This is a genomic window from Stenotrophomonas sp. STEN225, from assembly GCF_056756445.1.
On the sequence record NZ_JBRRBV010000030.1, the window covers coordinates 1 to 19331 of the forward strand.

The 19331-nt window shown below is 62.9% G+C and carries 14 protein-coding genes; 9 read left to right on the forward strand and 5 right to left on the reverse strand.

All coding sequences use genetic code 11. The features are described from left to right. The 6 genes from ACVOJ1_RS18625 to ACVOJ1_RS18650 form a co-directional block, all read left to right on the forward strand. A partial coding sequence (locus ACVOJ1_RS18625) for a DUF2345 domain-containing protein (RefSeq protein WP_346475396.1) occupies window positions 1-388 on the forward strand: 388 nt, incomplete at its 5' end. 1 nt (window position 389) lies between these two features. Then, a complete protein-coding gene (locus ACVOJ1_RS18630; RefSeq protein WP_346480759.1) occupies window positions 390-1361 on the forward strand; it encodes a DUF4123 domain-containing protein in 972 nt (323 codons plus the stop codon). Further along, window positions 1348-4716 (forward strand): T6SS effector BTH_I2691 family protein, encoded by a 3369-nt coding sequence (locus tag ACVOJ1_RS18635; protein ID WP_346480760.1) that lies wholly within the window; start codon window positions 1348-1350, stop codon window positions 4714-4716. The genes ACVOJ1_RS18630 and ACVOJ1_RS18635 overlap by 14 nt, the downstream gene beginning before the upstream one ends. Continuing rightward, window positions 4713-5633, forward strand: a complete 921-nt coding sequence (locus ACVOJ1_RS18640) for a DUF6708 domain-containing protein (RefSeq protein WP_346480761.1) — start codon at window positions 4713-4715, stop codon at window positions 5631-5633. The genes ACVOJ1_RS18635 and ACVOJ1_RS18640 overlap by 4 nt, the downstream gene beginning before the upstream one ends. A 99-nt stretch (window positions 5634-5732) precedes the next feature. After that, complete coding sequence (locus ACVOJ1_RS18645; RefSeq protein ID WP_346480762.1) at window positions 5733-6653, forward strand: DUF6708 domain-containing protein; 921 nt, start codon at window positions 5733-5735, stop codon at window positions 6651-6653. Between the two features lie 99 nt (window positions 6654-6752). Beyond that, window positions 6753-7676, forward strand: coding sequence for a DUF6708 domain-containing protein (locus ACVOJ1_RS18650; protein ID WP_346480763.1), 924 nt, complete (start codon window positions 6753-6755; stop codon window positions 7674-7676). A 122-nt stretch (window positions 7677-7798) separates the two neighbouring features. On the opposite strand, the gene ACVOJ1_RS18655 is transcribed toward ACVOJ1_RS18650, so the two are convergent. Then, complete coding sequence (locus ACVOJ1_RS18655) at window positions 7799-9019, reverse strand: multifunctional CCA addition/repair protein (RefSeq protein WP_253120440.1); 1221 nt, start codon at window positions 9017-9019, stop codon at window positions 7799-7801. Window positions 9020-9056: 37 nt separating this feature from the next. Continuing rightward, a complete protein-coding gene (locus tag ACVOJ1_RS18660; protein ID WP_346480764.1) occupies window positions 9057-11030 on the reverse strand; it encodes a transglycosylase SLT domain-containing protein in 1974 nt (657 codons plus the stop codon). A gap of 163 nt (window positions 11031-11193) precedes the next feature. Here ACVOJ1_RS18660 and ACVOJ1_RS18665 point away from each other — a divergent pair, with 163 nt between their 5' ends. Then, window positions 11194-11601 carry an ExbD/TolR family protein gene (locus tag ACVOJ1_RS18665; RefSeq protein ID WP_340044963.1) on the forward strand — a complete coding sequence of 136 codons (408 nt, stop codon included), beginning with the start codon at window positions 11194-11196 and terminating at the stop codon, window positions 11599-11601. Between the two features lie 296 nt (window positions 11602-11897). Then, window positions 11898-14759 (forward strand): TonB-dependent receptor, encoded by a 2862-nt coding sequence (locus tag ACVOJ1_RS18670; protein WP_065181748.1) that lies wholly within the window; start codon window positions 11898-11900, stop codon window positions 14757-14759. 103 nt (window positions 14760-14862) lie between these two features. On the opposite strand, the gene fhuE is transcribed toward ACVOJ1_RS18670, so the two are convergent. The 3 genes from fhuE to ACVOJ1_RS18685 all read right to left on the reverse strand — a co-directional run bounded on the left by fhuE (window position 14863) and on the right by ACVOJ1_RS18685 (window position 18302). After that, window positions 14863-17022, reverse strand: coding sequence for a ferric-rhodotorulic acid/ferric-coprogen receptor FhuE (gene fhuE, locus ACVOJ1_RS18675; protein ID WP_262219064.1), 2160 nt, complete (start codon window positions 17020-17022; stop codon window positions 14863-14865). Window positions 17023-17221: 199 nt separating this feature from the next. Beyond that, window positions 17222-17791 carry a M23 family metallopeptidase gene (locus tag ACVOJ1_RS18680; RefSeq protein ID WP_053519870.1) on the reverse strand — a complete coding sequence of 190 codons (570 nt, stop codon included), beginning with the start codon at window positions 17789-17791 and terminating at the stop codon, window positions 17222-17224. Window positions 17792-17828: 37 nt separating this feature from the next. Beyond that, window positions 17829-18302 carry an Lrp/AsnC family transcriptional regulator gene (locus tag ACVOJ1_RS18685; RefSeq protein WP_346480765.1) on the reverse strand — a complete coding sequence of 158 codons (474 nt, stop codon included), beginning with the start codon at window positions 18300-18302 and terminating at the stop codon, window positions 17829-17831. Between the two features lie 72 nt (window positions 18303-18374). On the opposite strand from ACVOJ1_RS18685, the gene ACVOJ1_RS18690 reads away from it, so the two are divergent. After that, window positions 18375-19250: an EamA family transporter gene (locus ACVOJ1_RS18690; protein ID WP_197572194.1), complete on the forward strand. Its 876-nt coding sequence runs from the start codon at window positions 18375-18377 to the stop codon at window positions 19248-19250. Window positions 19251-19331: the final 81 nt, after the last annotated feature.

The window sequence follows — 19331 nt, forward strand, 5'->3', positions numbered from 1 at the left end:
CGCCGGCATGGAACCCAGCGGCGAGAGCCCGAACCAGGAGCGCGGCATCGCGCTGCATGCTGCACAGGGCAAGGTGAGTGCGCGTGCGCACAAGAACCAGGCGATCGTGGCCGCAAAGACGCAGGTGCGCATCGCCAGTACCGAAGCGGACGTGCAGCTGTCGGCACCGAGCAAGCATCTGCTGGCGACGGCGGCCGGGGCCTACATCCGGATCGAGGGCGACAACATCGAACTGGGCGCACCGGGCAAGGTGGAATTCAAGGCGAGCCAGCGCGAATGGCTGGGGCCGGCGAGTGTGGTGGGGCAACTCGCCGTGCTTGCCGCAGATCTCAAGGCGTGCCCAACCAAGGACAGTCAGCTGGCAGCGGCCGGCACTGCAACTATCTGAAATGAATCATCACTCGCTTGAATCGTTGATCCGGGATGTCGGTGAAAGATTGCATGGTCCGCGCCAGCCGCGCTGGGCAGGCGCAATCATCGATCCATTGGTGCGCGACCCACTTGATGATGGGCTTGTCGCGGAGCTGGGAGCAACCAAACTCAGAATCAATGTGCCGCTTCGTGACAAAACGCCGTCGCGCCTTCCGTACCTTCTTCTGCTGGAAGCAACCTCTGATGGCGTCGCGCTGCTGCACGCCACCTGCCTTGAGGCAATGGAAGAGCAGCGGAACCCCGATAGCGAGGCAGAGCACGGGTTCGCCATTGGGCCTTGGATCGGCTTCGACTCCGAGCCTGATGAGATGGCCAGACATTGGGCCACGATCTGTACGATTCGAGTAGCCGGGCAGGGACGCCGGTATCTGCGCCTTGCGGATCGGCGGGTACTCAAGTGGCTCTGGCGCCGCCTGGACGCCGCCCAGCAGGCCTTCATGGCAGGACCCATGACGCAGATCCTGGTGTTGGGGCGAGATTCGAGTGTCGCTGAACTCCGCGTGTCAATGACACCACAGCGGGAGCACACTGGGCTCCTATGGAAGTTCGATGGGAGCATGCTTGACGAGTGCGAGGCTGTGCAGAGCATGCTCAGAGGATGGCGGCGATTCGCACCAACCGTTCCGGCGAACTACCTCGATCTGGCCGAGTTCGCGCTATCCGAGGCGCAGGCCGCTGGCGCCCAAAGCCTGCATGATCGCGTGCTCCTCGGAGCGTACGCCTTGCAGGTAGACAACCACGTTCTCAGGTCGCCAGAGCTTCGGCGACTTGTTGCCACATCCCAGGCACAGGCCACGAATCTCGCTTTGGCCCTTGCTGCGATTCCCGATAGCAGGTGGGACGCCATGGCACTGGCCGTCCGACAAGGCCGATCCGGCGCTCGCCATCTGGAGGCCACTCAAGGAGAGAGCATTCATGGCTTCAGGTGATAGCAATCAATATTCGAGCAACGCCATCACCGCTGCCAGAAGAACCCAGACGTGCGGTGCTGGCGGTTGCCCGTCATGTGTCAAGTCTGGTCTTCCTGTGTTGCTTACCAGGCCGGGGCTGGCTGAAGCACGATACGCCGCCAGATCAGCCGTGCAGACACGCCAACTGATGGCCGGGCTTTCCGCGCCCGACCTGAAGTTCTCCGACTATGTCATGCGTGCGCTGAGGACAGGGTACGTCTACGTCTACTATCAGACTCCAGCAATGCATGCGCTGATCGGTGGAGAAGGTTGGGAGGCTTACGCTGTCGACGAGGCAGGCTATGTCAGCCCCATTCCGTTGGAGAATCCACCTCTGCCAGAGGAAATGCCGCGCTTCAGTTGTGAGCGCGCGGCGGGCTATGCCGCCGCTATGCTGATCAACATCAAAGAGCCCTCCCGTGCTGGTGAGGTCTGGATAGGTTTCAGCGAAGTGCCGCTATCCGTGAAGGTAAGGCAGAACTACGCGGCAGACCCGGAGCTTCTGAACCAGCGTTTTACTCGCCTGAACGCGTCCACCGGTCAAAGCAGCCGTGCGCTGGCGCTCACGGATGGTGCGATACAGGGCGCAATTGCGGACTACGACGTCGAGCGCGGTCGCATGCTTGAAGGCCTGCGCGGAAATCCCCATCGTCCAGGGCAGGTAGCGCTGGACAAGAATGGCAAGGTCCCGGAGAAGCCGGCTTCGGAAGATGCGCAGACCGAAGAGCGGCGCGAGTCCGCCAAGGACGTTGCCGCGGCGGCGGCTGCAATCGCGGGCGCATCCAGGGATCCAGCCGCCAGGCAGCCTCTGATCCTGGGTGTCAGCGACCCGGTCGGCATGGCCCACGAAGCCGCGCATCTGCGCCTGACACTACCCAGCAAGGCTGTGACGTGGTTGATGGCGCAGAAGGACGGTGCGCGACGCCTGCAGACTGCAGTGACGCTGGTGGGGCTTCAGCAGATGCTGGTTGAGCAGGCCAGGGTGCGGGAGGCTGACTTCCGTGATCGTAATCCGCCTGCGATGTCCGCAATGGATCTTCGTGCGGAAATGATAACGAAGACAGAGTTCGAGGCTCGCCAGAAGGCAGGCATCGTTCCTTCGTCCGCAAGCTGGTCGCCGCTCGCTATTCCCATGAACGGCCCGTGGGGTAAAGGCGTCGCCTCAAGCGGACAGAACGGCTACGGCACTGTGCACGTAGCCGGCGGCGCTTTTGAGGCCGACGCGCTTGAGCTGATCGAGAAGATCAAGAAGAAGGCGTCGGGCAAAACTCGCGACACCGTCACCGGAAAGTTACTGGGCTGGGAAGACTACCTGAAGGAGTTTGGTAGGTTCTCCGCTGAGGACAAGGCACTGCGCAAGCACATCCAGGGGGATCATCGTGATCTTCTGTCGTGGCACGGCCGCAAGCTGGTCACCGGGTTCGATTTCGATGAGACGAGCCCCGAAGATGGCATCTACTACAGCCAGGTGGTCGCCAACCTGTTGCACGGCGGGCCCATCGACGACGAGGCCGTGGAGTGGTACGCGGACTTCGTAAAGGATGATCCCAGCAACAAGGACAATCTGCTGGTCAGGGCCATGCTGGGCAATCAGAAAGATGCGTTTGAGCAGTTTTCCGGGTGGAGCGTCGAAGAGGGCCAGAGGAACAAGGCCACTGACATTCTGAACAACCTGCTGGATCTGGCAGAGAAACTGAGCGAATCCAACCAGGGCGGGAAGGCGGCCGCGCTGGCCGTGAAGCATGTTGACACGCTGCGGGTTCTTGCACGTGCGTATGCCAGCCCCCTGATCGCGATGGTGGGCGCCGTAGCGCTTGGCGCAGGGAAAGTGAAGAAGACGCTCTCCCCGCTTCTGTACGACCGTGTCATGGCCTTGTTGAGCAGTATGGTCAAACGAGCAGCCCCGCAGATTACACATCTGATTGTTGATGGCCCTCTGCGGATGGCAGGGCGCGCGTGGCGGGAGGTCTCAAGGGCATTCACTGCGGCTGCGGCCGACACGCCGGCCGGCAAGCGCAATGGCGTGAAGAGCCTGGTGATTGGAAGCGGAAGCTCTCTCCAGCTGGCAGGTGCCGGTGAAGCGGCTGATACGCGAGTGAAGCTGCATCTGTGGACCAACCAGAGTGAAGAGCAACTGCGCGCGCTTCAATCCACGGTCCAGCCGGGGCAATCCGTGGCAAATGCGCGGCCAGCACCGGGATCGATGATGACGGGAGTTGTAGTTGCGGCTGCTCCCATCACGATGGGGTCCAGCGGTCTGATGAGCCTGGCTTCGGCCACCCCCAAGGTGATTGCCGATGTGCCTACGGTGATGAGTGCCGGTGCCGGCATCATTCAGGCAATGGAAGTTGCCAAAGCGTGGAAGAAGATGGAGGTTGGCACGGCGAAGGAGCGCAGAGATGCCATCTTCAGTTTCTTCTCGGCCGGATTGGGCGTTGTTTCCGCGTTTGTTGATGTTGCCAAATCGTACGCGCAAACCGTTCTTAGGAAAGTCGTTGTGAAGAGGCTGGAGGCCACCGTCGCGCTATTTGCGGCAATTGGGTCGTTTATTGATTCTGTGCAGAGCTTTATTTCAGTGGTTGATGATATTAAGAATGGTCGGCGCGCCGTTGCGGTTGCGCATCTTCTTCAGGGTATTTCATTCTTTATTGGCGGAGTGTTCTTCAGCATCTATGCTGCATCGATCCTGATCCAAGGTCTTGGAGTAAGTACATCTTGGCTGGGGTGGGGTATCGTCCTTATCGTCTTAGGGTTTGCGCTAGGCTTCGTGGCATCTATGCTCATGACGCACCCCATGGAGGACTGGGCGGCGAGAACTATTTGGGGGGATAATATTTCATCTGTCTGGAAGGCCAATGAGATCGAGCTTCAAGAGCTGAACAAGGTTATTCTCGGCATTGAGGTGGATGCACAGTATAGAAGCTCCATGAGTTGGAATAATCTCACTTCCATTGATGATGTAATTATTGAGGGGGCGGTAAAGAAAATTACGGGCCATGACTTGGGGTCCCGATTTACTAGGGAGTTCGTGGTGAAGCTGAAGGTAGTGGAGCAGATGCGGAAACGGCTCGGAATAAATCTTCAGGTTTATGGGGGTGGACTGTCCGGGACCGAAGTTATAGCTGCTTACTCTACGGATGAGAAAGGTAATCCTGGGGAAAACTGGGGGTCTGATGTTTCAGGAGGGAAAATTGATCATGCTTCGATGGATGCGGTTACCATTTCCGGGTGCATCGAAAGTGGAAGATTCTCGGCATTGGCTGTGGAATTAATAATTCGCGACGCTCTTTCAGAGGGGGACGTCATTGTTCATGAAAGGATGGTGGTCGAGTGACCAGATCTTCCAAAAGAAGTGGTGAGGTTAGGGTCGATGAATGGGAGGGTGAAGAGCCCTTCTTTGACGTCGATTTTGCAAGGCAAGGTAGCAAGCGTGGTGGGCAGGTCGGGGTTTTCCCGCCGAGGCGAATACTTAGTAGCTCCGAGACTGCGCCCGTGCACTCCAGTCCTTCGTCCTCTGATTGCGTACTTTTTGCCTACGAGAATGGTATATGGGTGGGCTCTCTCCGGGGCTCAGGAAGTCCAACCCTGCTCGCGTGGTTTGGTTTTCTCCCATCATTCGGGCTGCTTGTGGCTGGCTGTTATGCAGTTTACATATTGTGGAGATTGGGTGCGGGGGCTGTCGAGGATCCAGGATTTGCTCTGGCAATTCTATTTGCTGCTTGCCTTTCCTTCTCTGTGGGCATAAGTTCATTTAGTGTTCTTTTCCGTATTCTGATAATTATGCCATCAGACTTTCCTGTTATTTTTAACAGAAATTCTGGTGATGTGTGGGTTGCAGTTCCAAAAATGCCATCTTTCATTCGTATATTTGAACTCAATCCTGTGAGATTTGAACGCCATAGTTGGGCAAGTCTTCGGCCTCGGGCGTACAGGTTCTTAGAAGTCACGCCGGGTGTAAGCTCCGCTCGCTGGACCTACATTTTGACGCTGGTCTTTGGGAAGAAGGATGACCCTAAGAAGGTCGTCCGCGAACTGAATATAGGTTTCAAGGGCTGGGGGGACGATTTCGAGCTGCTGCAACTTTGGGAGCATATTCGCCGATATATGAACGACGCCGGCCCGGCTTTGGACCAAGGCGAAAAGTTCAAGACCTTCAGCACGAGCCGACTTCCCAAGTTCCCGGATGAGGCAATGGCGGCCTTGGGGCGAAAGCTCTCGGAATCCGAGGCTTGGGAAATTACGAGGGCCTAATGGCCCTGTTATTGGCGGTGGGCCAGATGAAATGTGAACTCTAAAGAGCCCCGCTGCTGAAGAACAGAGGAGGTCGGTCTATGAGAGGATTTTGGTTGAATGAATAGACCCAGGAAGCGGTATGGCGACGTTCTGGTTGAAGAGTGGGACGGCGAGGAGCCGTTCTTTGATACGGATTTTGCAAAGAAGCGGACTAATGGCACCGGACAGGTTGGTGTGGCCCAACCCCGCCGGATCCTGAATTCCACTGGCGGCGATCGAGTTCACAGTGGCCCCTCATCGTCCGATGTTGTTCTGGCGGCCTATGAGAACGGCATCATGATTAGTGGGCTGAGAGGGTCCGCAAGTCTTTCATTACTTGCGTGGTTCGGATTTCTTCCTGCATGCGGGCTGATGTTCATGGGGCTTTGGTGTGCCTATGTAATCGTTCAGGCCGGGGCGGGGGTTATGGATCAGCCAGGTCTTGCAATTGGCTTGGTAATTGCTGGTGTGATTGGTTTTACATCAGGTGTAAGTATATTTAGCGTACTGCTGCGTGTTCTTGTATTCATGCCATCTGATTTTCCGGTTTTGCTTAATAGGAAGCTCAAGGAGGTTTGGGTTGCGGTTCCAGCGATGCCATCATTCTTTCGAATATTTGAACTTTCTCCGGTTATCTTCGAACGGCATAGTTGGGCCAGCCTGAAGCCGCGCACCTACCGGCTTCTTGAGGTTACGCCAGGCGCAAGTTCCGCTCGGTGGACTTACATTCTGACGCTGGTCTTTGGGCAAGAGGATGACCCACGAAAGGTCGCCTGTGAAATGAATATCGGCTTCAAAGGCTGGGGAGATGATTTCGAGCTGCTGCAGCTTTGGGAGCATATTCGCCGATACATGAACGATGCCGGCCCCGCTTTGGACCCGGGCGAAGAGTTCAAGACCTTCAGCACGGGCCGACTTCCCAAGTTCCCGGATGAGGCAATGGCGGCCTTGGGGCGAAAGCTCTCGGAATCCGAGGCTTGGGAAATTACGAGGGCCTAATGGCCCTGTTATTGGCGGCGGGCCAGATGAAATGTGAGCTCTAAAGAGCCCCGCTGCTGAAAAACGGAGGAGGTCGGTCTATGAGAGGATGGTGGTTGAATGAATAGACCCAGGAAGCGGTATGGCGACGTTCTGGTTGAAGAGTGGGAGGGCGAGGAGCCCTTCTTTGATACGGATTTTGCAAAGAAGCGGACTAACGGCACCGGACAGGTTGGTGTGGCCCAACCCCGCCGGATCCTGAATTCCACTGGCGGCGATCAAGTTCACAGTGGCCCCTCATCGTCCGATGTTGTTCTGGCGGCCTATGAGAACGGCATCATGATTAGCGGCCTGAGAGGGTCCGCAAGTCTTTCATTACTTGCGTGGTTCGGATTTCTTCCAGCCCTGGGTCTCGTCGCGTCCTCGTTCTTTGGTGCCTCTGTCTTGCTCAAGGGGGGCTGGGAGTTTCTGGTGCATGAGCCCGGCGTTGCGTTTGGCTTCGCATTTGGGACCTTGTTCGGTGCACTCTTTGGAACTAGTGGATTCAGTGTTCTGTTTCGTATTCTGGTGCTGATGCCATCGGATTTCCCGGTGATTTTTAACAGGAAAACGAAGGATGTCTGGGTGACAGTTCCTTCGATGCCGTCATTCATACGGATCTTTGAATTTCAACCGGTGAAGTTTGAACGGCACAGTTGGGAGAGTCTTCAACCTCGAACATACAGAATTCTCGAGGTCACTGCTGGCATGAGTTCTGCTCGCTGGACATACATCCTGACGATGGTTTTCGGACGTGAAGACGACCCCACGAAGGTCGCCAGTGAGGTGAACATCGGCTTCAAGGGATGGGGAGACGATTTCGAGTTGCTGCAGCTTTGGGAGCACATTCGTCAATACATGAACGATGCCGGCCCCGCTTTGGACCCGGGCGAAGAGTTCAAGACCTTCAGCACGGGCCGACTTCCCAAGTTCCCGGATGAGGCAATGGCGGCCTTAGGGCGAAAGCTGTCGGAGTCTGAGGCGTGGGCTGCTCCAAAGACTTGACGCAAGATCGGCCGCGTCGGCATTTGACCTGCCCCGGTTTGTAGTCTCGACAACCACGATCTGGCGTGTCGGCCATGAGCCTTCTCCCCTCAGACGGGAGAAGAACCTAAAAATGGCGGGGGTTACCGTGCCGCCGCAATCGCCTTCACCCGCGCCCTGGCCAATGCTTCACCAATCGCCGGGCCTTTCAGGTGCGTCGTATCCAGATCCCGTGCCTGTACCGATAGCGCCGCCTGATGCAGGCGCTTGAGCGTTTCGCCCTGCGGGTAGTCACTGTCCTCGAATCCCAGCCGTCCGCGCTTGTCGGCCTCGCAGCACAGGGCGATGCGCGCGATGCGTTCGGGCCGGCGCAGCGCGTCGCAGCGACCGAGCAGTTCCAGCACGGTGGCATCGCGGAGCTCGTCGATGCGGTGCACGTTCAAGTGCTCGCGGCAGACCGCTTCCGCCAGCTGCTGGTGTTCGGCCGGGACCTTCAAGCGGGCGCACAGCGCCTTCAGCGGCGTAATGCCGCGCTGCTCGTGCATGATGTGGCGCGGCCATTCCTCCGGCGGGGTGAGGCCCTTGCCGAGATCGTGGGTGAGCGCGGCGAAGCCGACCAGGTCATCGCCCGGGGCCAGTCCCGCTGCCATGTCACTGACCATCTCCTGGTGCAGGCCGGTGTCGATTTCCGGATGGAACTCGGCACGCTGCGGAACGCCATACAGCGCCTCCAGCTCGGGCAGGACCGGGCCCAGTGCGTGCGCCTCGTGCAGGGTGCGCAGGAACGCCGAAGGCCGTTCGCTTGCCAGCGCCCTTCGTAGTTCCTGCCAGACGCGCTCTGGTACCAGCGCGTCGAGCTCACCGCTGGCAGCGACCTCGCGCATCAGCGCCATGGTTTCGGGGGCAACGGTGAACCCCAGCGGGGCAAAGCGGGCCATGAAGCGGGCCGCGCGCAGCACGCGCAATGGATCTTCAACGAAGGCAGGACCGACGTGGCGCAGCACGCGCTGCTCGATGTCACGCACGCCGCCGTAAGGATCGACCAGCGCACCGCTGTCTTCGTCGCAGGCAATGGCATTGATGGTGAAGTCGCGGCGCTGCAGGTCCTCTTCCAGCGTTACCGCCGGATCGGCATCGACCACGAAACCGCGATAACCGCGGCCGGATTTGCGCTCGGTGCGGGCCAGGGCGTATTCCTCACCGGTCTGCGGATGCAGGAACACCGGGAAGTCCCGCCCCACGGCGCTGAAGCCCTGCGCTTCCATCTGCGCGGGCGTGGCCCCGACCACCACCCAGTCGCGGTCGCCGGCGGGACGCTGCAGCAGACGGTCGCGCACGGCGCCGCCGACAAGATAGATCTTCATGGCGGGGATGATGGCATGCCCGGCGTGCAGAGCCGAATCAGTCGCCGCCCTGGCCCGCGTCCGCCGGACAGCTGAAGCTCTTGCGCTTGTCGACCAAGCGTCCCATCAGGCGGTCGCTCAGCGGCAGGGCGTCACCGTTGAGGCGCCAGTCGTAGATCACGCTGAAGGCCAGCACGCGCGCGACGTACTCGCGCGTTTCCTTGTAGCTGATCGTCTCGATCCACAGGTCGGGATCGAAACCGGGGCGCTGGCTCTGCCAGCGTGCCGTAGGCGTCGGACCGGCGTTGTAGGCGGCGATGGTCACATAGGGCAGGCCGTCGTACTTGTTCATCAGCTGGCGCAGGTAGGCGGTGCCGATGGCGATGTTGGTGTCGGGGTCGTAGAGGCTGTCGGCACCGCCGTAGCCGGTCAGGCCGATGGACTTTGCCACGGCGGCACCGGTGGCCGGCAGCACCTGCATCAGGCCCATCGCATTGGCAGGCGAGCGCGCGCGCGGAGTGAAGATGCTTTCGGCGCGGATTTCCGCAGCGACCCAGGCCGGATCGATGGCATTGCGCGCCGATTCGCGGCGGATCGTGGCGTCATGGTGCAGCGGGAAGCGCAGGTCATACAGGCGCTGTTCCTGCGGCTGCTTGCCGAGGGAGAACACCGCGCGGTCGAACCAGCCGTTGTCCTGGGCCACCCGCACGGCCAGTCGGCGCTGGGTGTCATCGAAGCGCGACAGCGCGCTGTTCCATTCGGCCACCGCCCAGCCGGCGCGATCGATCTGGAACAACGCCACTGCGCGCTGGATGGCAGGATCGCGAGCCACTGCGGCCTTGGCCTGTTCGCTGTCGTTGGGTTTCCACGGGCACAGCGTGTAGCCCTGCTGCAGCTTGTCGGCCGCGAGGAAGCCGTGGAAGGTGGGCGTGCGCGCGGCCTCCCGGAACAGCGACTGTGCCTGCTGTGCCTGCCCGGTCTTCTCCAGCATGCGTCCTTCGTAATAGCGCCAGCGTGGATCGTTGCGCTGTTTCGGCGCCATCTTGCGGATTGCTGCCAGGGTCGCCGGCCAGTCGCCACGCGACATCGCTTCGCGCACGCGCCATTCATGCAGGCGCTCGTCGTAGGCGGCGTCGGGGACTGCATTGAGGCGCCGCGCGGAATCAGGCAGGTAGGAGGCGACCGTCCACAACGCGATCTGGTAGCGCACCTGGGCCTGCTGCTCGACACTCAGGCCCAGGGCCTGCGCGTACTGCGGCAGCTGCTGCTCGGTGGCATCCGGATCGGCCTTGGCCAGCTTGACCAGGCCATCGGTGGCGATGCGCCGGCTGCGATCATTGCGCGGCCAGTTCAGTGCGCTGGCATTGGGCTTGTCGACGAACGCAGCATAGGTGTTGGCCAGCGCCAAGTCGGCAGCCGGCAGTCCGCGCGCGGCGCTGCGCATCACCGCCGGCTGCTGCGCGTCGGCGGCCGCGTCGATGCGCTCCCAGCGCAGTGCGTCGCTCAGGCCCCCCTGGGCCTGCAGCACGGCGAACACCGCATCGCAGCCGTCGGGCAGTGACTTGCCGTTCCGGCGCCACAGCTCCTGGGCGTCGCTGATCCATTGCGGATCGACGCCGCCGGTCACCTGTCGGGCGGTCAACTGCGCACAGCGCAGGCCGAGATTGTCGGTAGGCACCCAGTTGGCGAGCAGGGTGGGCCAGTCCTGCCGGCGTGCCACCGAAGGCAGCCACACGCTGCGGAAGGTGGTGGCCACGGCCTGGCCCTCGTAACGCTTGAGGAAGGCCTGCGCCTGCGCGGTGTCGACCGTGTCGATGTTGCGCCGCAGATTGGCGTACTCCAGCCAGCCATAGGCCGGATGGCGGCTGAGCGCGGCGGCCTGGCCGGGATCGAACTGGCCGCGTTCGGCAGCTGCGATGGCGGCTTTGAGCTGCGCGTTCTGGGCATCGAGGGACTGGGCACCGGCGCAGCCGATCAGCAGCAGGGAGGCCAGCGGGAGCAGGGACAGGGCGGTCGAAGAGCGTCGGGTCATGGCGCCAGCATAGCGGGCACTGGCTGAATTCAGTTTCGCATCGCGTGCACGCCAGACAAAGGCAACGGCGGCTGAATGCAGGTGCATGCAGCCTCTGCCGCAACGGCGGGATGCCGGCGTAACGTCAGAGCCGGGCGAACCGCCCGGCTGCAGGGAGCGGCACATGGCGTTCAGTAGCGCAGGAAGGAATGGCCCGCTGGCGGAGATCAATGTCACGCCATTGGTGGATGTGATGCTGGTGCTGTTGATCATCTTCATCGTGACCGCACCGATCGTGGCCCGGCCGATCGCAGTGCAGTTGCCGCAGGCGACCGATCGCGTGGTCGCCCGGCCGGACCCGCCGCCGCCGATCGAACTGCGTCTGGATGCAGCCAACCAGCTCAGCTGGAACGGCCAGCCTCTGGCCATTGCCGATCTGCAGTCGCGCCTGCAGGCGCAGGCGGGTGAGCATGCCGGCAACCTGCCGGAGCTGCGCATCGCGACCGATCCGGCGGCCGAGTACGAAGGGATGGCACGCATCCTGGCGGCGGCCGAGGCCACCGGCATGGAGCGCATTGCGTTCGTGCGCTGAGCAGCGGATGAGGGGCTGTCGATGGACAGCCCCTCCACCAAGAGTGCTTTGGAGCACTCCGCGGATGCCGGCACCTGCTGTCGCAACAGGCGCGTGGTCAGCGCGCCAAGGCTGGGACACGGCACAGAATCTGTCGCTATCTGATGCGATTGCCCGTCAATCGCGTCAAGCCCGCGTGAAAGGGTGTCGGTCATCACGCCGTGATTTTGACTACTTGTTTACAAAGGAGACGCTGCCGCCATGCAGGAGGGGCGTACGGCAGCCAATGTCCCGACATTCCTTTGGAGAGAGAGCGAATGAATCACCTGCACCACCGCCCCCTGGCGGTTGCCGTCGCCCTGTGCGTGACTGCCCTGGCACCGCTGGGCGCCGCCGCACAGTCCACCACCAACCTGGACGCGGTCGAGGTCACCGGTACCCGCATCAAGCGCGCTGAAGTGGAGGGCCAGGTTCCGATCCAGACCCTGACCCGCGGCGACATCGAGCGCACCGGCCTGAGTTCGATCGGCGAAGTGCTGCAGCAGCTCACCGGCTCCGGTTCGGCGCTCAATGCCAAGTTCAATTCGTCCGGCAACTTCGGCTTCCCCCCGGATGGCAGCGGCGTCGGTGCGGGTTCGGCGCAGGTCGATCTGCGCCACCTGGGGGCCAAGCGCGTGCTGGTGCTGGTCGATGGCATCCGCTGGGTCAATGAGTCATCGGCGTCGGGTGTCGGCGCCGCGACCGATCTCAATACCATTCCGCTGGCCATCGTCGAGCGCATCGAAGTGCTTGAAGACGGCGCGTCGTCGCTGTACGGCTCCGATGCCATCGCCGGCGTGGTCAACATCATCACCCGCCGTGATTTCGATGGCGGCCAGGTGACCCTGAACTACGGCGAATACAGCAAGGGCGACGGCACGCAGAAGGGCGTGGACCTGGCCTGGGGCAAGAGCGGTGATCGCTTCAGTCTGTTCCTCGGCGCCAGCTGGACCAAGCAGGATCCGGTGTATGCGAAGGACCGTGAACAGTCGCGCTTCCCGATTCCCGGTACCGGCCTGGCCTTCGGCAGCGGTGCCATTCCGCAGGGCCGCTTCGCCTTCGTCGACCCCAACACGGGCGCGCAGCAGAACATCGTGCCCAACACCGGCGTGAGCAATCCACGCTATGACGGCAGTGCCGGCTGCAACCGCACTGACGACTACCACTGCTTCACCAGTGCTGACCGTTTCAACTTCGCCGAGTACAACATGGTGCTGACGCCGTCGGAGCGGAAGGGCCTCTTCGGTCAGTTCCGCTTTGACATCACCGACAACGTGCAGTGGTACGTCAAGGCACTGGGCAACCGTCGCGAGTCGACCAACCAGGCTGGCCCCGAGCCGCTGTTCTTCGGCCCCGATGGCGCCACCGGCAATCCGCTGGCCGACAACATCACCATCTCGGCGCTCAATCCCTACAACCCGTTCGGCTTCGACCTGGTGTCGTCCGGCAACATGAGCCTGGTCGGCCGCCGCCCGGTGGAAGGTGGCGCGCGCGTGTTCGAGCAGGAGGTCAACACCACGTACTTCGCCACCGGCCTGGTCGGCAACTTCCAGGCGGCCGACCGCAGCTGGTTCTGGGACGTCAACGGGATGTACAGCAAGAACAAGGCCGAACAGACAAACTACGGCAGCTACAACATCTACAACGTCAACCTGGCGCTGGGCGATCCTGCCGCATGTGCGGCGACGCCGGGCTGCGTGCCGCTGAACATCTTCGGCGGTGCCGGTTCCATCACCCCGGACATGCTGCGCTGGATCCAGCCGGTGGTACGCGACCGCAGCCAGAACGAGCTGAGTCTGTTCACCGCCAATCTGTCCAGCGATCTGTTCAACCTGCCGGCCGGCCCGCTGTCCTTCGCCACCGGTTACGAGTACCGCAAGTACGAAGGCTGGTACCAGCCCGACCCGTTGACGGTGATCGGTCACTACAACGGCGTGCCGTCGCAGCCGACCTCCGGCTCGTACGACGTCAATGAAGCCTACCTGGAACTGAGCGTGCCGATCTTCGCCGATTCGGCACTGGGCAAGAAGCTCGACCTGAGTCTGGCAGGCCGCTACTCGGATTACTCCACCTTCGGTGGTGAGTTCACGCCCAAGTACGGCCTGCGCTGGCAGGTGACCGATGACTTCGTGCTGCGCACCACCTATGCCGAAGGCTTCCGCGCGCCGTCGATCGGCGAACTGTACGGCTCGGCCGCGCGCGCGGACCTGCAGCTGTTCGATCCGTGCTCGATCGGCCTGGGCGGCACGCCGCCGCGTGGCAGCGCCGCCAACTGTGCCGCGCTGGGCGTGCCGGCCGGCTTCCAGCAGGCCAACTCGCAGATCTCGGTGACCACCGGCGGCAACCGCGAGCTGGAACCGGAGCGTTCACGCAGCTTCAGTGCCGGATTCGTCTGGAGCCCGTGGTTCGGCAACAACACCTCCTGGTCGGAGCGCTTCGACGTGGAAGTGACGTTCTACCGCCACAACATCGATGGCGCGATCCAGGCGATCAACGCGCAGACCCAGCTGGACCTGTGCGTGGATACGCTGGATCCGGTGTACTGCGATGGCATCACCCGTGCCAGCACCGGCGCGGTCAGCAGCTTCAACAACCGACTGACCAACCTGGGTTCGATCAAGACCGATGGCTGGGACGTGGACCTGTTCTGGACCCTGCCGCAGACCTCGATCGGCCAGTTCAAGCTGGGCTGGAAGAACACCTTCGTCGGTCGTTACGAGGCCACCGGTGCGGCCGGCCAGCGGCAGCCACAGAAGCCGGGCGTGGAAGTGGCCGACAGCTCGATTCCGGAATGGACCAGCAACGCCAGCATCGGCTGGACACTGGACAACTGGAGCGCGAACTGGACGGTGCGGCACATCTCCGAGTTGACCGAAGACTGTGGCGACGCCGTGGCGTTCCCGGTGTGCAGCAACCAGGTGGCGGGCACCAACACGCTCTCGGCGACCACCTTCCATGATCTGCAGGTGGGTTACAGGATCGACTGGATGAAGGGACTGCAGCTGACCGCTGGCCTGAACAACGTGTTCGACAAGGATCCCCCGATCTGCCTGTCGTGCTCGCTGAACGGCTATGACGCGTCGACCTATGACATTCCGCGTGGCCGCTACTGGTACATGCGCGCGGACCTGCGGTTCTGATGTGATGAGGGGCAGCGCCGGACACTCCGGCGCTGCCTTGCGGGTGTAGCGCCGAGCCCATGCTCGGCGCTACAGGAGCGGGGCGGTTGCGCCCTGCAGCTGATCAGAACGACCAGGTGAACGTCAGCGAGCCGTTGCGGCCATCGCCGTACGCACCGTAGCCGTTGATCTGCGAGAGGTACTGCTTGTCCAGCAGGTTGTTGAGGTTGGCCTGCACGCTGAACTCCGGCGAGATGCGGTAGCGCACGAAGGCGCTGACCAGGGCATAGCCGTTCTGCTCGATGCGGCCGTAGGCCGGCACCGCATAGTAGATGCGGTTCTGCCAGTTCGCCCCACCGCCGACCGTCAGTGCCTGCAGCGACTGCGGCGTGTAGCTGGTGAACAGCTTCAGCGCGGTCTGCGGCAGGTTGGTGTTGATGTCGGCATCGTTGGCATCCTTGGCCACGTAACGCGAGGCACCGAAGGTCGCGTTCCAGCCCGGGGCCAGCTCGCCGTTCAGTTCGAATTCGAAGCCGCGGCTGACCGTGCCGCGCGCGGCGCGGTAGGCGAATTCGTTCTGGCTGCCCTGCACCGGCTCACCGGTGGCCTGGCCCACGTTGTCCTGCTCGATGCGGAACACCGCCAGCGAAGCATTGAGGCGGTTGTCGAACCACGCGCCCTTGACGCCCACTTCGTAGCTCTTGCCATCGACCGGATCGAGGTAGCTGCCGTTGCGGTCCTTCAGTGTCTGCGGCTGGAAGATCTCGGTATAGGCGGCGTAGGTGGAGAAGGTATCGTTGATGTCCAATACCAGGCCGGCATAGGGCGTGGTGACCTTGTGCGAGCGGTCCGCACCTTCGCCTTCACTCTTCCAGTCGGTGTAGCGTGCGCCGACGATGAGCTTCAGCGGGTCGGCCAGCGACAGGCGCGTGGCCATGTAACCGGCCTTCTGGGTGATGGTGCCTTCGCTGGCCAGCGCCAGCGGGTTCCAGTTCGGCTCGGAGATGTCGCCGGTCCAGCCAAGGTAGCTGGTGAACGGGTCCCAGCTCTGGCCGGGGCCGCCAATCTGGTAGTCGCCGTAGTTGGCGTACTCGCGCTTGTTGTAGCTCAGGCCGGCCATGAACTGGTGCTCGCGGCCGAACAGCCGGAACGGGCCGTCGATATAGCCATCGACCGCGTTGACCTTGCGCTCGGTGTTGTAGAAGCCGGCCGACGGCGAAATGCCGGTGCCGGTGGTCCTGTCGAAGAACGAGGCACCACTGGTCCAGTCGTTGTAGGCCGGGTAGAACAGCTTGTCGTCGGCCTTGGTCTCATCGTGGGTCGCACCGACCTTGAACTTCCAGCCATTGCTGAAGGCGTGCTGCAGGGTGGCGAACGCACGCTTGCTGGTGGTGTCCCAGTAGGTCCAGTTCGGACTGGCGTTGAACGATTCGTCGTAGCCGGTGGCCGAGCCGTCGGAGAACAGCATCGGGAAGCCGCCCCAGGTCGCACCATTGGCGCGCTTCTGCTGGTAGTCGTAGCCCACGCTCAACTGCGTGTCCGGAGTCAGGTCGGCGTCGATCACCGCGTAGCCCAGCGTCTTGTGCTGGTTGTAGCGGTCCATCTGCGCGTCGGTGTCGAGGTAGCTGCCGATCACCCGGCCACGCACGGTGCCGCTGGTGTTCAGCGCGCTGCCCACGTCCACGGTGGTACGGGTACGGCCCCAGCTGCCGACGTTCACCGATACGCTGCCGGCCAGCTCGGCGCTGTCGGCATGCTTGCGGATCAGGTTCACCGAGGCGGACGGGTTGCCTGCGCCACTGAGCAGGCCGGTGGCGCCGCGCACCACCTCCACGCGGTCATACAGGGCGAGGTCCAGGCCGGAATCGCCGTAGCTCCAGTTCTGCACCATCTGCGTGGGCAGGCCATCGAACTGGTAACTGTCGATGTAGAAGCCGCGCGCATAGAACTCGGTGCGCTCGCTGTCCGATTGCGTGCTGGTCACACCGGTAGTGTTGGCCAGCACGTCGATGATGTCGTCCAGGTTCTGATCTTCGATGCGCTGATGGCTGATGATGCTGACCGACTGCGGAATCTCGCGCGGCGTCAGGTCGAAGCGGGTACCGGCCGAGGTGCGGCGCACCGAGTAGCCCTCCGCGCGCTCGCCCTTGACCACCACCTTGTCGAGGGTGGTCGCATCGGTGGCAGTTTCTGCGAAGGCGGTCGGGGCGATGGCGCAGAGTGCGGCGAGCACGGCAACGGACAGCCGCTGAGGCTGCGGGATACGGAATGCAGGACGGTTCATGGGATTCCTGGACGAGCATGCGCGTTCGGCCGACATCCAGGAGGCGAGGCGCTAAGGGTAGGGGAAAGGCGGGCGCGCCTTCCTGGCGACGCTGCAATCGAAAGGAATGTTAATACGAACTATTCCTATTTACAAATCATGAACAGGGGCGCGCGGGCAGGATCGTCCGGCTGCTGTGGGACGACCGCCGTCCGGCGGCTTAGCGGCGCAGCAGTGGCAGAGGATCCCGTGCGCCGTCTGCGCCGTAGATGCCCCAGTGCAGGTGCGGCGGGGTGCCCTTGGCGTTGCCGCTGTCGCCGACGTGGCCGAGCAGATCGCCCGCGGCTACGACCTGGCCGCGGGCGAGGCCTGCGGCCCAGCTCTCCAGATGGGCGTAGTAGTAGCGCTCGCGGCCGGGGCCGATCACCCAGACCTGACGGCCGCCCAGGCCGCCTTCCCGCACCTCGGCAACCACGCCCGGGGTCGCGCTGCGGACCGGGGTACCCCGCGCGGCGAAGATGTCGATGCCGGCATGGCTGCGGTCGCGCCCTCGCGGCGCGCCGAAGGTATCGGCGATCTGGCCCGGCCGCACGCCGTCCACCGGTACCGGCAGCTCGGTGGCCGGTGGCATCCGGGCCAATGACCACAGCATCTTCGGCGCTTCGGCCCAGCGGCTGTTCCAGACGGACAGGGCGGCAACGACGGTGACGACCAGCAGGAACGCACGCAGCAGCCAACGGCGCAGCAGGCGGGCGGAAGACGTGGAGGGTGTGCGGGGCGAAGGATTCATGCCGCGCCAGTATGGCGCGGTGGGTGTCGAGGCCGGTTCATTGCAGGGGGACTTCGAAACTGCGCTTCAGCGTGGACAGTGCCACCGCGGTGCGGAATCGTTCGATGTTGTCGTCGCCACCGAACAGCCGCTCGCTGATGGCGTCGTATTCCTCCATCGAGGTGGCCGAAAGCACCAGCAGGAAATCGCCGTCACCGGTGATGGCATAGCACTGCTGCACCGCCGGGTCGTCCTGCACGCGCTGCTTGAACGGTGCCACGCGATCACGCTGCTCGCTGACCATGCGCACCTCGACGATGAGGGTCAGCGGTCGGCCGATCCGCGCCGCCGCCACCACGGCCACATTGGCCGCGATCACGCCGCTGTCCTGCAGACGCTTGATCCGCCGCTGCACGGCCGGCGTCGACAGGTGCACGGCTTCGGCGATCTCCCGCTGTGGCAGCGTGTTGTCCCGCTGCAGCAGGGTGAGGATGGCGCGGTCGAAGCTGTCCAGCACGGGGGCAGTGGCCATGGTGAGCAGAAGTTGCATGGACGGGCCGGTAATTGAGCCAAGTGCTCGCCGTCGACGCAATAGACTGGACGCATGCAGACTTCACGATTCGCGCCGATGTTGCCGGCGCTGGCGGTGCTCGGCTCGGTAACGGCGCTGTCCGTTGGCACGTCCTATGCAAAGCACCTGTTCCCGCTGATCGGCGCGCAGGGCACCAGCGCGCTGCGCGTGGGCTTCTCCGCACTGTTGCTGCTGCTGTTCTGGCGACCCTGGCGCTGGAAGACCCGCCGCGCGGATGCGATCACCATCCTGCGCTACGGGCTCACGCTGGGCCTGATGAACCTGCTGTTCTACATGGCCATCCGCACGATCCCGTTCGGCATCGCGGTGGCCATCGAGTTCACCGGGCCGTTGACCGTGGCGATGCTGTCGTCACGGCGCCCGATCGATTTCCTGTGGGTGGGATGCGCAGTGGTCGGCCTGCTCCTGCTGTTGCCGCTGGGCGGTGCGGCGGCACTGGACCCGGTGGGCGTGCTGTATGCACTGGGTGCGGCGGCGTGCTGGGGCCTGTACATCGTGTTCGGCAAGCGCGCCGGCCACCTGCATGCCGGCCATTCGGTGTCGCTGGGCCTGCTGGCGGCGTCGCTGGTGGTGGTGCCGGTCGGGGTGATCCATGCCGGCGCGGCCCTGCTCGATCCGAAGATCCTGCTGGCGGGCCTGCTGGTGGCACTGGTGTCCAGTGCGATTCCGATGTCGCTGGAGATGGTGGCGCTCAAGCGCCTGCCGAAGGAAACCTTCGGCATCCTGATCAGCATGGAGCCGGCGGTGGCCGCACTGTGGGCGATGCTGCTGCTGCACGAACACCTGCATGGACTGCAGTGGCTGGCGATCGGCTGCACCGTGGTGGCTTCGGTGGGGAGCACGATGACGGCGCGGCGGTCGAAGGCGCCGGCATTGCAGGCGGGGTAGCGGCGGGGGGGCGGGGCGGGGCTGGGGGGCGGGGGGGGGGCCCGGGCCCGGGCGGGAGACGCGCGCGGGGCGGCCGGCCGC